This is a genomic window from Sphingomonas changbaiensis NBRC 104936 (genome assembly GCF_000974765.1).
Lineage (GTDB): Bacteria > Pseudomonadota > Alphaproteobacteria > Sphingomonadales > Sphingomonadaceae > Sphingomonas_B > Sphingomonas_B changbaiensis.
This window is the reverse complement of sequence record NZ_BBWU01000040.1, coordinates 1-13,575: the sequence shown is the minus strand read 5'-3', so window position 1 is coordinate 13,575 and position 13,575 is coordinate 1. Positions and strand designations below refer to the sequence as shown.

Sequence of the window (13,575 nt, the reverse complement as noted above, 5' to 3'; positions counted from 1 at the left end):
GGTTTCGAGGAGCGGAACTTCCAAGACTCCGCCCAGCACCCTAATTGAGCGGCAATGGCCGACTCCTCCCAGGAAATCGTCGCGCGGATCGGGAACGGCGTTGCGTCCTTCGATCCCGGCCAATGGGATGCCTGCGCGGGCAGCGCCAACCCGTTCGTCAGCCATGCCTTCCTGGCGATTCTGGAGGAGTCCGGAAGCGCCACCGCCCGCGCCGGCTGGCAGCCGCTGCCGATCGCGGTCGATGGCGCCGATGGCCGCCTCACCGCGGTCGCGCCGGCCTATGCGAAGAGTCACAGCCAGGGCGAATATGTCTTCGATCATGCCTGGGCCGACGCGTACAGCCGGGCGGGAGGGCGCTATTACCCGAAGCTCCAGATCGCGGTGCCCTTCTCGCCCGTGCCGGGGCCGCGGCTGCTGATCCGCGACCAGAGCGCCGCGTCGCACCTGATCGCCGCGATCGAGGCCGTGACGGTGCAGAACAATCTCTCCTCCGCGCATGCCACCTTCGTCGCGCAGGACCAGGTCCCGCTGTTCGAGGCCGCCGGATGGCTGATCCGCACCGACAGCCAATTCCACTGGCAGAATCACGGTTATGGATCATTCGACGATTTCCTGGCCGCGCTTTCGTCACGCAAGCGCAAGACGATCCGGCGTGAGCGCGACGAGGCCGTGCAGGGGCTGGAGATCCGCCACCTGACCGGCAGCGACCTGACGGAAGCCGCGTGGGATGCGTTCTGGACCTTCTATCAGGACACCGGATCGCGCAAATGGGGGCGGCCCTATCTCACCCGCGCCTTCTTCTCGCTGCTCGGCGAGCGCATTGCCGACAAGGTGCTGCTGATGCTCGCGTACAGAAACCACCGGCCAATCGCGGGCGCGCTGAACCTGATCGGGGCCGACACGCTCTACGGCCGCTATTGGGGCGCGGTCGAGGAGGTGCCGTTCCTCCATTTCGAGCTGTGTTATTACCAGGCGATCGACGCGGCGATCGAGCGCGGGCTGAAGACAGTCGAGGCCGGCGCGCAAGGCTCGCACAAGCTCGCCCGCGGCTATGTGCCGGTGCCGACCTTCTCGGCGCACTATATCCCGGACCGCGGCTTCCGCGCCGCGATCGCCGACTATCTGGAGCGGGAGCGCGTCGCGGTCGCACGGGAAATCGAGTTCCTGGGCGAGATGGCGCCGTTCAAGCGGAGCTGACTTGCTCTAGCAACACACCGGCCCCATAATGGGGCCATGTTCAACTTGATCTCGCTAGTGATCGGCGTGCTCGCTATCCCGTGGGTGCTGCTGGCCGCCCTGCCGCTTATCGGCGCGCTCAACTGGCTGGTAATCCCCTGGGGATTGCTCGGCCTGTTCTTCGGCGTGCTGTCGCGCGGAACTGCGGGACGCAACCTGAACCTGGCGGTGCTGATCGTGGCGGTGATCCGGCTGATGCTGGGCGGCGGTATCTTTTAGGCACGAGTGCGGGCGCGCAAAGGCGCCCGCCAGTTACTTGCCGGCGATCCTGATCTCGCCTTCCGTCGTGCCGTTCGCCCCGTCGCGCAAATCGAGCGTGACCGGCTTGCCTTCGTCATTCGTGCCGGCAAAACGGCTCCCCTGCGCGGTCATCTTGAAGCCGTTGGCCTCGAATTGCTCGCGGAACCAGTCCGCGACCTTGTCGCGCCCGGCGGGTGCCGCGAAGCGCATGTCGAACTGGCCTTCGTCCTTGGAGTCGTCGGCATTGATATGCACGCCGGCGATCTTGCTGCCTGGGTAGAGCCTGACGCCGTCGATATCCATCTTGTCGGTCAGCGCGCCGAGGAACGGCACCTGGATGTCCGCCTTCACGCCCGGCGTGTCGATCTTCAGCCGGCCTTCCTTGCCGGGCTCGGCGGCGATCTGGGTCGATCCGTTGCCGGATTGGATCTCGACCGTGGCGTCATGCCCCTTGCGTTCGCAGGCGGCGAGCAGCGCGATCGGCAGCAGTAGGGCGAGGCGGACGGACATCGGGACCTCCTAGTGTATTATGTAGGCAATACAGTAGGCTTGAGTGACGCTGCGGTCAAGCGTTCTTGGATCAGCGGTTCCTTCGGAGTCCCGATGAACGGGCTGGCGTCCGTTCATAACCTGTCCCAGGGTGGCGAGACCGTGCTCACCGGTCTGGAAGCCACGAATGCCGACCCTGCTGCTGCTGTTCGCCTCCAACATGTTCATGACCACTGCCTGGTACTGGCATTTGAAGGGCGGCATGGACAAGCCGCTGCCGATCGTGATCCTGATCAGCTGGGGCATCGCGCTGATCGAATATTGCCTGGCGGTGCCCGCCAATCGCATCGGCTATGCGCATGGCTGGACCGGCGGCCAGCTGAAGATCGCACAGGAGGCGATCACGTTGATCGTGTTCGCGGGATTCATGGTGCTGTATCTGCATGAGCCGCTGCACTGGCGGCATCTGGGCGCCTTCATCTGCCTTATGGGCGCGGTGGCGTTCGTGTTCGTGGGAAAATGATCCGTCGTCCCCTCCCGCTCGGGGAGGGGACGAAAGAGAGCTTAGCGGCAGCGCACCTGGCCGCGTTCGACTTCGCGGCCCAGCGCTGCGCCCGCCGCGCCGCCGATCAGCGTGCCGAGCAGGCTCGACCGGCCGCCGTCGATCGCGTTGCCGAGAAGCGCGCCGACTGCGCCGCCGATGATCAGGCCCGTGGTGCCGTCGGAGCGGCGGCAATAGTAACGGCCGTCGCGGCCGCGATAGATGCGATCGTTCCGGCTGAGCGCCCGTTCGCGATAATAGCGGCCGTCGCGATAATAGCGGTCGGGGTAATAGTAGCGCTGGCCGGCCTCGAGCCGGTTCCAGTCGTAGCGCCGCGACTGACGCCAATCCCTGAGTGCCTGGCGCCGTTCACGACGCGCCTCGCGGAGGTCCTGCCGGTATTCGCGCCGAATCTCCCGCCGATTCTGTGCGGCAGCGGGGTCGGCTGCCACAGTCGGCATCACTGCCGCGATCACCAATCCGAGAAGCAGTTTCCGCATGTCCTTCCTCCATTTGTCGCCGCCTGAACGGATCGGATGCGTTCCGGTTGCGTGCGGCTGAGGATCGCGCAATCCTGATGCGCGGAGGGACTGACATGGCGACGACCGACCCACGCGTAGACGCATATGTCGACATGGCGGCCGCTTTTGCGCAGCCGATTCTCAGCCATCTCCGCGCGGCCGTTCATCGCGCGTGTCCCGACGCCGAGGAGACGCTTCGCTGGAACATGCCCTCGTTCAGCTACAAGGGGCAGATCCTCTGCCAAATGGCGGCATTCAAGGAACACGCAACCTTCGGCTTCTGGCGCTCGACCGACGTGACCGGCACGCCCGAAGCCGCATCGGCGATGGGGCAATTCGGCCGCCTCACCAGCGTGACCGATTTGCCGGACGATGCGGCTCTGGACGCGCTCATCCGGAAAGCGGCGGCGCTGATCGACTCGGGCAGCAAGGCGCCGCGCCCGCCGAAGCATCCCAAGCCGCCGCTCGACATGCCCGGCGATCTGGGCGTGGCGCTCGGCGCCAATCCGGCCGCGCAGGCGACCTATGACGGCTTTCCCCCGGGCCAGAAGCGCGAATATCTCGAATGGATCGCCGAGGCGAAGCGGCCCGAGACCCGCATGAAACGCATCGGCCAGGCCGTCGAGTGGATGGCCGAGGGGAAACGGCGGAACTGGAAGTACGAAACTTGCTGATCAGCTGACCGGCGTCGCGAGCAGTCCTGCGAGTTTCGACCGGAAGGCGCGGAGTTCCTGCCCGCTCAGCAGCGAGGTGCTGACGAAGCTGACCGATTTCGGATTGATCGCCTGGCCGCCGCGATAAACCTCGAAGTGCAGGTGCGGACCGGTCGACAGGCCGGTCGAGCCGACATAGCCGATCACTTGGCCCTGCCGCACATGCTGGCCGGGGCGCACCGCGATGCGGCTCATATGCGCATAGCCGGTGCCCATGTTGCCGCCGTGCTTCAGCTGGACGAAATTGCCGTGCCCGCCATGGCGGCCAGCGAATGTCACGACGCCGTCCGTGACCGCATAGATCGGCGTGCCGGTGGGGGCGCCAATGTCCATGCCCTTGTGCAGGCGGCTATAGCCGAGCAGCGGGTGGAAGCGCATGCCGAAGCTGGACGTCAGATGGCCGGTGACGGGGCGCGTCAGTCCCGCCCGCTTTTCGCCGACGCCCGCCGCATCGAACCATTCGGTGCGGCCGTCCGCGGTCCATTCCAGCAATTGCAGCTTGCGGCGGCCTTGCGTCAGGCCGGCATAGAGCAATTTTCCGGTCTCGACCTCGCCGGTCTCGGCACGGCGCTGCTCGACGATCAGGTCGAAATGCGCATCGGAGCCGATCCCGCCGACCGACATCTTGCTGCCGATCGCCCGCAGATAGGTTTCGACCGCGCGGGCCGGGGCGCCGGCGGCGCGGGCAGCGCGGTACAGGCTGTCGCCGACCTCGCCGGTGACGCGCAGCGGCGTATAGTCGACGCGGATCGGCACCCGGGTCAGCTGCAGCACCCCGCCGACGCGCTTCAGTTCGAGCCGAAGGTCGAACCGCGCGCGCAGGGCAAGCGCGTCGAGCGGCCGGGCGATGTGCTTGTTGGCACGGCGGCCGAGGCGGATGTCGAGCCGCGTGCCGGCGGCGATGTCGTCGAGCGGCGTCGCTGACGCGATCATGTCGGCGACCTGCTCGGCTTCGGCATCGGCCACGCCGGCGCGTTCGAGCACGCGTGCGAAGCTGTCGCCTTCGCCGATCGCGGCGGTGAGCTCGAGCATCGGCCGTTCGGGTGCTTCCGCCAGCGGCCGGACCAGATCGGTGGCCGCCATGTGCCGGCCGCTGTCCGCGCCGTACGCAAGCGGCGAAATGGATTGGGCGCGCACCTGGTCCCACTGGTCGGCGGTCGAGGCTGCCGGCACGGCGCCGGGAAGCGGGCGGTTCAGGCCGGGAGAAAGGGTCAGCGCCGCCGCGCAGAGCGCCGCCAGCGTTCCGAGACCGCGCCACCACTCTTTCGAGCCGATGCGCGCCCCCAGATCGACGACCAGATCGAGATCGGCGAAGCGTCCGCCGGCAAGGCCGCGGCGGCCGAAATCGGGCGCGAGCGCGACGGCCGCGCTGCCGCCGCCGAGGCTGAATCCTTGATCGCCGTGCTGATACAAAACGCTGCCCCCCGGCATGGACGCCGCGAGAATGAAGCGGCGAGGTGGGAGGACTGTGGACAATCGAGGTTAACGTCAACCTAAGTTGCTGGCGCAAAAGCCGTTACTGCGGCGAAACGCACCCTTGACGCGTTCAGTCGCACATCGCCTTGTGATTGCCTCGGGAACAACCAAGATACGATCGATGTCCAGTTTCGCGTCTTCGCCCGTGGCAGCGGTGCTGGGGCCGACCAACACCGGCAAGACGCACCTCGCGGTCGAGCGGATGTGCGCGCATTCGAGCGGGATGATCGGCTTTCCGCTGCGGCTGCTGGCGCGCGAAGTCTATGACCGGGTGGTCGCGATCAAGGGCGAGAACCAGGTCGCGCTGATCACCGGCGAGGAAAAGATCGTGCCGCCGCACGCGCGCTGGTTCCTATGCACTGCGGAATCGATGCCGCTCGACCGGGATGTCGCCTTCGTTGCGCTGGATGAGGCGCAATTGGGGGCGGACCCGGAGCGCGGCCATGTCTTCACCGACCGGCTGCTGCGCGCCCGCGGTCGCGAGGAGACGCTGATCCTCGGCTCCGAAGCGCTGCGACCGATGATCAGGGCGCTGCTGCCCAAGACCGAGATCGTCAACCGTCCGCGCTTTTCGACGCTGAGCTTTGCCGGCGCGAAGAAGCTGTCGCGCCTGCCCAAGCGATCGGCGATCGTCGCCTTCTCCGCCGAGGAAGTCTATGCGGTCGCCGAGACGCTGCGGCGCTTGCGCGGCGGCGCAGCGGTGGTGATGGGGGCGCTTTCCCCCCGCACCCGCAACGCCCAGGTCGCGATGTTCCAGGCCGGCGAGGTCGATTACCTGGTCGCCACCGACGCGATCGGCATGGGGCTTAACATGGACGTGGCGCATGTCGCGTTCGCGTCGCTGCAGAAGTTCGACGGGCGGCGCACGCGACGGCTGACGGTCGCCGAGATGGCGCAGATCGCCGGCCGTGCCGGACGGCACCAGCGCGACGGCACATTCGGCTCGCTGCACCTGGACGGCCCCGGCGCCTTCGCGCCCGAAGAAATCGAGGCGATCGAGAACCACCAATTCGCGCCGCTTGACTTCCTTTATTGGCGCGACGGCGATCCGGACATGGCGAGCCTCGACGCGCTCATCGCGTCGCTGGAGGAAAAGCCCGACAGCCCAGTCCTGCGCCCGGCCCCGCAGGCGATCGACCTCGCCGTGCTCAGGCGGCTTGCCGACGAGGATTGGGTGCGCGCCCGCACGCGGAGTCCGCAGGCGGTGAAGCGGCTCTGGGCGGCGTGCGGCCTTCCCGATTTCCGCAAGACCGGCGCGGATCATCATGCGCGCTTCGTCGGTCGCGTCTATCAGCATCTTTCCGAAGGGAACGGTCACGTCCCCCACACCTGGTTCGCGGAGGAGATCGCGCGGCTGGACCGGACCGGCGGCGACGTCGACACGATCGCCGACCGCATCGCCTCGATCCGTAGCTGGTCGTACATCGCGCACCGCGCCGACTGGCTGGAAAACCCGACACACTGGGCCGAGCGGACCCGCGCGATCGAGGAAAAACTCTCCGATGCGCTGCACGCCGCGCTGACCCAGCGCTTCGTCGACCGCCGCACATCGGTGCTGTTGCGCGAGATCGGGGCGGGGCTCGACCAGCTGCCCGTCGCCATCGCCGAGGACGGGACGGTCACGGTCGACGACGAGCATATCGGCCGGCTGGACGGCTTTGCCTTCACGCCGGACGCGAGCGCCAGCCATGCCGACGCGCGCCGCCTGATCGCCGCGGCAGATCGGCGCCTCGCGGGCGAGCGCACGGCCCGTGCCCGCGCGCTTACGGCCAGCGAGGACGCAGCGTTCGCGCTTACGACCGAAGCCGGCAAACCGCCCGCGATCCAGTGGAACGGCCGCGAGATCGCTCGCTTCGAACCCACCCGCGAGCTGCTGCGCCCCAGACTGGCGCTTGAGCGCGCCGCCGCCGCGCTCGACCAGAGCAGCCGCGATATCATCTTCGCCCGCTTGCACCGCTGGTTGGAGCAGCGCACCGAGAAATTGCTCGACCCGCTGGAGCGCCTGACGGCAGCCGCCGCCGATCCCGCGACCTCGCCCGCGCTGCGCGCACTGCTCGCGCCGCTGGTCGAGGCGGGCGGCTTCATCGACCGGCGCGCGGTGGAGTCGGTTCTGGTCCATCTTACGCGCGAGGATCGGGGCCAGGCGCGCAAGCTTGGGCTCACAATCGGCGCGCTCGACATCTTCGCGCCGGCGCTGCTGAAGCCGGAACCGCTGCGCTGGCGCACCGTCCTGCTTGCGGTGCGCACGCGCGCGCCGATGCCGGCGCTTCCGCCCGCCGGTGCCGTGGTTCTGCCCGGCGGACCATCGCAGCCGGGCTTTCGCCGCATCGGCCGTCAGCAGGTGCGGATCGACATGGTCGAACGGATCGCCCGTGCGGCGCATGAGGCGCGCGAGGGCAAGCGCCCGTTCGTGCCCGATCCGTCGCTCGCCACCTCGATCGGGCTAGAGCCGGCGACGCTCACGCGGCTGATGCTGTCGCTCGGTTTCCGTGCGCTGCCCGCCGAAGCCGGCGCCCTTCCCGCCTGGCGCTGGCAGGGCCGGCGACGCCGCAAGGAGGAACGCACGCCCGTCAATCCGAACAGCCCGTTCGCGGCGCTGGCAGGGCTGGGGCGGTAATGTGGAAGCGGCTTCTCGTTGTGGTTTGGGCTGAGCTTGTCGAAGCCCTCCCTTTCTTTTTGGAGGCTCTGAAAGGACAAGGGAGGCCTTCGACAGTCTCAGGCCAAACCGAGCGTGGGTCCGCCTCCGGCGTGCGTCGATGACGGCTGAAACCCTGCGTCTCGACAAATTCCTCTGGTTCGCGCGGCTCGCGAAGACGCGTAGCTTTGCGCAGGAAGTCGCCGAAGCAGGCCATATGCGGATCAGCGGCCGCGTCGTGGATCGGGCACATGCCCCCGTGCGCGTCGGGGACGTGCTGAGCTTTCCGCTGCACGGACGCGTGCGCGTGATCCGGGTCGAGGCGCTTCCGGCCAGGCGCGGACCGGCCTCGGAAGCGCATCTTTGCTACAGCGACCTCTCGCCGCCTGTTGACGCGCCCCGCGCCGCGACATAGCGAGGCGAACGATTGCTTCTAGGGGCCCGAGACCAATGACCTACGTCGTCACCGACGCCTGCATCCGCTGCAAATATATGGACTGCGTCGAGGTCTGCCCGGTCGACTGCTTCTATGAAGGCGAGAACATGCTGGTCATCAATCCCAGCGAATGCATCGATTGCGGCGTGTGCGAGCCCGAATGTCCGGCCGAGGCGATCCTGCCGGATACCGAAAGCGGCCTCGAGAAATGGCTGGAGCTCAACAACAGCTTCTCCGCGCAATGGCCGAACGTCACCCGCAGCCGCGGCGCCCCCGCCGACGCCGACGAGCACAAGGGCGAGGAAGGCAAGTACGACAAATATTTCTCGCCGGAGCCGGGTCAGGGCGACTGACGATCTGAACGGACGCGCCGCTTCACTCTCTACAATTGCTCCGCTTCTGGCGCGGGACGATGGTCGCGCACAGCGGCCGTTGGTCGCAAACCGGCTGGGCGCCGCTGACACCGCTGGCAATGTGGTGACAAATCTGTTAAATGGATCAGTACCGGGCTTGGCTCGGCACAGATGTCACTTACATCTGAACGAAAGGTCCAACTCCTCCTCTGACCGTCCGCTCCCGACGAGGTCGCTTTACGCCCGTGGACGCTCGGGCGCGCGTCGGGTCAGGACCAAGAAGACAGAAAGGTCACTCATGGCTGCCAAGGCGCTCAGCTTCGATGTTGGCGATTACGTTGTCTATCCCAAGCATGGCGTGGGTCGCGTCGTGGAACTCCAGCGGCAGGAAATCGCAGGCGCCAGCCTCGAACTTTACGTCCTGCGCTTTGAAAAGGAGCGGATGACGCTCCGCGTTCCCACCAACAAGGCCGAGAGCGTCGGCATGCGCAAATTGTCTTCGGACAAGACGATGCGCGAGGCGATGGACACGCTGAAGGGCAAGCCCCGCGTGAAGCGCACCATGTGGTCGCGCCGCGCCCAGGAATATGAAGCCAAGATCAACTCGGGCGACCTCGTCTCGATCGCGGAGGTCGTGCGCGACCTGTTCCGCGCCGACGACCAGCCGGAGCAGAGCTATTCCGAACGCCAGATCTTCGAAGCGGCTGCCAGCCGCCTCGCCCGCGAGCTTGCTGCGATGGAACAGATCGACGAGCCGGGCGCGATGAAGAAGCTGCTCGAAATCCTGAACAAGGCCGCCGCGATCTACAACAAAGCCAAGGCCGACGCCGCGGCGGAATAAGCATCGGGCCTTGGCCTGATGAAAGGGGCGGTGCCGAAGGGCGCCGCCCTTTTTCTTAGGCGGGGGGATGTCCGATTTGGCCCGCCGCGAAGCGGTGGAGGGTGAGGGTCTGCGGCTCTCACGCTCGCTACGCTTCGCTTTGGCCCCCTCACCCCGCTCGCGCTGCGCGCGGGTCGCCCTCTCCCCGAGGGAGAGGGGCTAGATAGCTCCTCCCCTGACGACAAACCCGCGCATGGGGCTAGACAGCCGGCCTCCTAAGTGTATTATGCGTCCAACACAGTTGGGAGAGCATTGATGCCTCGAATGACGTTTGTCGCCGCAGCGGCGGCCCTGCTGGCCGGGTGCGGCGTGGTGCATGCGGAAAGCCATGACAGCGGATCGGGCAGCCGCAGCTTCGACGTGCATGGGTTCGACCGGGTGTCGCTGCGCGGGTCGGACAATGTCGTGGTGCGGGTCGGCGGCGCGGAATCGGTGACTGCGACCGGCCCGAATGCGGTGCTCGACAAATTGGAGATCAAGGTCGTCGACGGCGAGCTGCGCGTCGGGCGCGAGAAGCATTGGGGCTTCAATTGGTCGTCCGATCATGAGCCGACGGTCATAACCGTCACCCTCCCGCGGCTGCGCGCCGCCTCCATTGCAGGCTCTGGCGACATGAAGGTGGACAATGTCCAGACGCCGACGTTCGAGGGCTCGGTCGCCGGGTCGGGCAACCTGACGATCGGTACGCTGCAGGCCGATTCCGCGTCGCTGGACGTTGCCGGTTCCGGCGATACCTCGGTCGCGGGTTCGGCAAAGAGCATCGACGTGTCGATCGCCGGCTCGGGCAATGTCGACGCGCGCGGGCTGAAATCGGAACGCGCGAAGATCAGCATCGCCGGCTCGGGTGACGTCCGCGCGGCGGTCAGCGGCGAGGCGAACGTGTCGATCATCGGATCGGGCGATGTCGATATCGCCGGCAATCCACGCTGCCACGTCAGCAAGATGGGCTCGGGAGACGTGCGCTGCGGCTGATCCTTGCGCTGATCCTCGTCGCGTCGCCCGCAGTGGCGGCGGAGCGCGGCTATAGCGTCACCAGCTTCAATCGCATCCGCGTCGAGGGGCCGTTTGCGGTGACCGTCTCGACCGGCAAGGCAGTGTCGGCCAAGGCCGTCGGCAGCGAAGAAGCGCTCGAGCGTGTGACGGTCCGGGTGGAGGGGCAGACGATGCTGATCCGCCCGAACCTGTCCGGCTGGGGCGGCTATCCGGGCCAGCAGCCGGGCGCGGCGTCGATTGCGGTCACGACGCCCGCGCTGGACACCGCGATCGTGATCGGATCGGGCAGCCTGACGGTCGACCGGATGAAGGCGCCGCGCGTAATCCTGACGGTCGAGGGCTCAGGGCGCCTGTCGGTGCGCGCGATCGACGCCGATAACGCCAGCCTGGCGATCGCCGGCTCCGGCACGATCGAGGCAGCCGGGCGGGCCAAGGAAGGCGCCGCGGTCGCGCGCGGCACGGCCGAGATCCGCGCGCCGGACCTCGCCGTCCTGGACCTGACGCTCACCAGCGAAAGCGCCGGCGCCATCACGATGCAGGCGGCCCGCAGCGCCAAGGTCAATGCGCTCGGAATCGGCGCGATCACCGTCGGCGGCACCGCCGCGTGCGAGGTGCGCAAGGTCGGCGGTGGACCGCTGAGCTGCGGAAGATAAGGGTTAGATCAGCGCTAATCCCGCCAGTTCTTCCATCAGCTTTGGTGGCAAGTCGGTGACATCGCCGCCGCCGAAATCGGGTGGCGGTGCTTCCAGGTAGCGCCAGCCCTGGTGGGCGCGGCGCGCATGCGGTTGCACCGTCACCAGCCGTGCATCGAGCTCGATCAGGCAGCGGCGGTCCTCGCTTTCGGCAAAGCCCAGGATTTCCTGGCGGCCGACCAGCCGGTGCTTGACGATCCAGTAGAGCGAGCCGCCGATCAGCTCGGCATGGCGGGTCGGGCGATAGCGCGTATTGACCCGCACCATCCCGCCCTCGGCCCGGCCGGCGATGCGTATGCGCAGCGCCTCGGCCGTGGCGCAGCCGACCGCGACTTTCGACAGATGAAGCATGAGCCGAGAATTGGGGTCCGCCGTCCCCGGTTCAACCGCCGAGGTTGAACACCGTCGCCAGCCCAAGGAAGCTGAAAAAGCCCATCACGTCGGTCGCGGTCGTCACGAACACCGCCGACGAGACCGCCGGGTCGATCCGCAGCCGGTCAAGCGTGATCGGCACGACGATGCCGGCGAGGCCCGCGACCAGGTTGTTGATCAGCATCGCCAGCGCGATCGTCAGGCCCAGCAGCGGATAGGCGTAGATTGCGCCGACGGCCGTGCCGATCAGGATGCCGAGCGCCAGGCCGTTGGCGCTGGCGATGGTCAACTCGCGCCCGAACATCCGGAGCGTGTTCGATTCGGTCAGCTGGTTGGTCGCGAGCGCGCGGACCGCGACGGCCAGCGTCTGCGTGCCGGCATTGCCGCCCATGCCCGACACGATCGGCATCAGCACCGCGAGCAGCGCGAAGCGGCCGATCTCCGTCTGGAACAGGCCGACCACCGATGCCGCCAGGATCGCCGTGCCCAGGTTCACGACCAGCCAGGTCAGGCGGGTGCGGATCGTCAGCCGGATCGGCTGGTTGATGTCGCCGTCGCCGGCGCCGGACAGGCGCAGGATATCCTCGCCGGCCTCTTCCTGGATGATGTGGACGATATCGTCGACGGTGATCATGCCGACCAGCCGCCCCGACTGATCGGTCACCGCGGCGGAGATCAGCGCGTATTTCTGGAAGCGGAGCGCCACTTCCTCCTGGTCCATGTCGACCGGGATCAGCGTCTGCTCGCGCTTCATCACGTCGGCGACCGGAATCGTGCGCGGCGTGCGCAGGATCCAGCTCAGCTGGCAGGTGCCGACCGGATGATGCGCCGCATCGACGACGAAGATTTCCCAGAAATCGGTGGTCAGGTCGTCATTGCCGCGCAGATAGTCGATCACGTCGCCGACGCACCAATGCTCGGGCACCGCGATCAGCTCGCGCTGCATCAGCCGGCCCGCGGATTCCTCCGGATAGCCGAGCGCTTCCTCGATCGCCGCGCGATCGTCGGGCTCCATCGCGCGCAGCACTTCGCGCTGCTCGGCCGGCTCCATGTCCTCGATGATCGCGACCGCGTCGTCGGTATCGAGCTCGGAGGCGAGGTCCGCGACCTGGGACGGTTCGAGCTCGTCGATCAGGTCCTCGCGGACATAATCGTTCATTTCCGCGAACACGTCCGCGTCGAGCACGTCCTTCAGCGCGGCGGCGAGCGGCGCGCGCCATTCCGCCGGCGCGATCTCAAACAGGTCGGCGATATCGGCCGGGTGCAGCGGCTCGACCAGCGCGCGCGCGCCTTCGGGATCGTCGGCCTCGAGCCGCTCGATCACCGCGCGGACGAATTCCGGCTTCAGCCGGTCATCCTCGTCGAGCTGGGTTTCGGGTTCGCGGGCGGTTTGGTCGAGTTCGGTCTCGCTCATCGCCGCCTCCTTTTCTCGCGTGCCCGGGCGGGGCTTAGGCCCGGCAATGCTGAAAACGCAACCTTCCATGCCCGGCTCCCGTCTCTATATGGGCCGGTTCACGCATAAGGAGATTTGGACATGGCCGGCGACACGCTCACGCTCACCCTCGATACCGGCGGCGATGTCGTCATCCGCCTGCGCCCCGATCTCGCGCCCGGCCATGTCGAGCGGATCACCGAGCTGGCGAACGAGGGATTCTATGACGGCGTCGTGTTCCACCGCGTGATCGACGGCTTCATGGCCCAGGGCGGCGATCCGACGGGCACCGGCACGGGCGGCTCGAAGAAGCCGAACCTGAAACAGGAGTTCAACGCCGAACCGCACGTCCGCGGCGCCTGCTCGATGGCGCGCACGAATGACCCGAACAGCGCGAACTCGCAGTTCTTCATCTGCCTGGACGACGCGACCTTCCTGGATCGCCAATATACGGTCTGGGGCAATGTCGAGAGCGGCATGGAGTTCGTCGACAAGCTCCCCAAGGGCGAACCGCCGCGCCAGCCGGGCAAGATTTTGAAGGCGACGGTTTCCTGAATCCCTCTCCC

Annotated in this window: 16 protein-coding genes and 1 pseudogene; 12 read left to right on the top strand and 5 right to left on the bottom strand. The window is 67.2% G+C overall.

Going from position 1 to position 13,575, the window contains the following annotated elements; translation table 11 throughout:
- Positions 1–54: 54 nt before the first annotated feature.
- Positions 55–1,197 carry a GNAT family N-acetyltransferase gene (locus SCH01S_RS10335; RefSeq protein WP_046348737.1) on the top strand — a complete coding sequence of 381 codons (1,143 nt, stop codon included), beginning with the start codon at positions 55–57 and terminating at the stop codon, positions 1,195–1,197.
- A 36-nt stretch (positions 1,198–1,233) separates the two neighbouring features.
- Entirely contained in the window at positions 1,234–1,455 is a 222-nt protein-coding gene (locus tag SCH01S_RS10330; RefSeq protein WP_046348736.1) for a hypothetical protein, read from the top strand.
- Positions 1,456–1,488: 33 nt separating this feature from the next.
- Here SCH01S_RS10330 and SCH01S_RS10325 read toward each other — a convergent pair whose 3' ends face one another.
- The gene (locus SCH01S_RS10325; protein WP_046348735.1) at positions 1,489–1,986 is read right to left on the bottom strand and encodes a hypothetical protein; all 498 of its coding nucleotides are present in this window, start codon (positions 1,984–1,986) and stop codon (positions 1,489–1,491) included.
- Between the two features lie 93 nt (positions 1,987–2,079).
- On the opposite strand from SCH01S_RS10325, the pseudogene SCH01S_RS17425 reads away from it, so the two are divergent.
- Positions 2,080–2,232: pseudogene (locus SCH01S_RS17425) on the top strand (hypothetical protein); the annotation flags it as partial.
- Positions 2,162–2,488: a DMT family protein gene (locus SCH01S_RS10320; RefSeq protein ID WP_369385546.1), complete on the top strand. Its 327-nt coding sequence runs from the start codon at positions 2,162–2,164 to the stop codon at positions 2,486–2,488. The pseudogene SCH01S_RS17425 and the gene SCH01S_RS10320, both read left to right, overlap by 71 nt.
- Before the next feature lie 41 nt (positions 2,489–2,529).
- On the opposite strand, the gene SCH01S_RS10315 is transcribed toward SCH01S_RS10320, so the two are convergent.
- Positions 2,530–3,006, bottom strand: a complete 477-nt coding sequence (locus tag SCH01S_RS10315; protein ID WP_046348733.1) for a glycine zipper 2TM domain-containing protein — start codon at positions 3,004–3,006, stop codon at positions 2,530–2,532.
- 95 nt (positions 3,007–3,101) lie between these two features.
- Between SCH01S_RS10315 and SCH01S_RS10310 the strand changes: the two genes are divergently transcribed.
- Complete coding sequence (locus SCH01S_RS10310) at positions 3,102–3,701, top strand: YdeI/OmpD-associated family protein (RefSeq protein WP_046348732.1); 600 nt, start codon at positions 3,102–3,104, stop codon at positions 3,699–3,701.
- Here the strand turns inward: SCH01S_RS10310 and SCH01S_RS10305 are convergent, their stop codons facing one another.
- Positions 3,702–5,153 carry a M23 family metallopeptidase gene (locus tag SCH01S_RS10305; protein WP_052733897.1) on the bottom strand — a complete coding sequence of 484 codons (1,452 nt, stop codon included), beginning with the start codon at positions 5,151–5,153 and terminating at the stop codon, positions 3,702–3,704.
- Positions 5,154–5,337: 184 nt separating this feature from the next.
- Between SCH01S_RS10305 and SCH01S_RS10300 the strand changes: the two genes are divergently transcribed.
- The 6 genes from SCH01S_RS10300 (at position 5,338) to SCH01S_RS10275 (ending at position 11,166) form a co-directional block, all read left to right on the top strand.
- Positions 5,338–7,833: a helicase-related protein gene (locus SCH01S_RS10300; protein ID WP_046348730.1), complete on the top strand. Its 2,496-nt coding sequence runs from the start codon at positions 5,338–5,340 to the stop codon at positions 7,831–7,833.
- Between the two features lie 139 nt (positions 7,834–7,972).
- The gene (locus SCH01S_RS10295; RefSeq protein WP_046348729.1) at positions 7,973–8,266 is read left to right on the top strand and encodes an RNA-binding S4 domain-containing protein; all 294 of its coding nucleotides are present in this window, start codon (positions 7,973–7,975) and stop codon (positions 8,264–8,266) included.
- 35 nt (positions 8,267–8,301) lie between these two features.
- Positions 8,302–8,640, top strand: a complete 339-nt coding sequence (gene fdxA, locus SCH01S_RS10290; RefSeq protein WP_046348728.1) for a ferredoxin FdxA — start codon at positions 8,302–8,304, stop codon at positions 8,638–8,640.
- 298 nt (positions 8,641–8,938) lie between these two features.
- On the top strand, positions 8,939–9,481 hold the full coding sequence (locus SCH01S_RS10285; protein WP_046348727.1) for a CarD family transcriptional regulator: 543 nt from the start codon (positions 8,939–8,941) through the stop codon (positions 9,479–9,481).
- A gap of 294 nt (positions 9,482–9,775) precedes the next feature.
- Positions 9,776–10,492: a head GIN domain-containing protein gene (locus tag SCH01S_RS10280; protein ID WP_046348726.1), complete on the top strand. Its 717-nt coding sequence runs from the start codon at positions 9,776–9,778 to the stop codon at positions 10,490–10,492.
- Positions 10,493–10,524: 32 nt separating this feature from the next.
- Positions 10,525–11,166, top strand: coding sequence for a GIN domain-containing protein (locus tag SCH01S_RS10275; protein WP_046348725.1), 642 nt, complete (start codon positions 10,525–10,527; stop codon positions 11,164–11,166).
- 3 nt (positions 11,167–11,169) lie between these two features.
- Here SCH01S_RS10275 and SCH01S_RS10270 read toward each other — a convergent pair whose 3' ends face one another.
- On the bottom strand, positions 11,170–11,556 hold the full coding sequence (locus SCH01S_RS10270; protein ID WP_046348724.1) for a DUF1489 family protein: 387 nt from the start codon (positions 11,554–11,556) through the stop codon (positions 11,170–11,172).
- Positions 11,557–11,587: 31 nt separating this feature from the next.
- The gene (gene mgtE, locus SCH01S_RS10265) at positions 11,588–12,991 is read right to left on the bottom strand and encodes a magnesium transporter (RefSeq protein WP_046348723.1); all 1,404 of its coding nucleotides are present in this window, start codon (positions 12,989–12,991) and stop codon (positions 11,588–11,590) included.
- Positions 12,992–13,111: 120 nt separating this feature from the next.
- Between mgtE and SCH01S_RS10260 the strand changes: the two genes are divergently transcribed.
- Positions 13,112–13,564 (top strand): peptidylprolyl isomerase, encoded by a 453-nt coding sequence (locus SCH01S_RS10260; protein ID WP_046348722.1) that lies wholly within the window; start codon positions 13,112–13,114, stop codon positions 13,562–13,564.
- Positions 13,565–13,575: the final 11 nt, after the last annotated feature.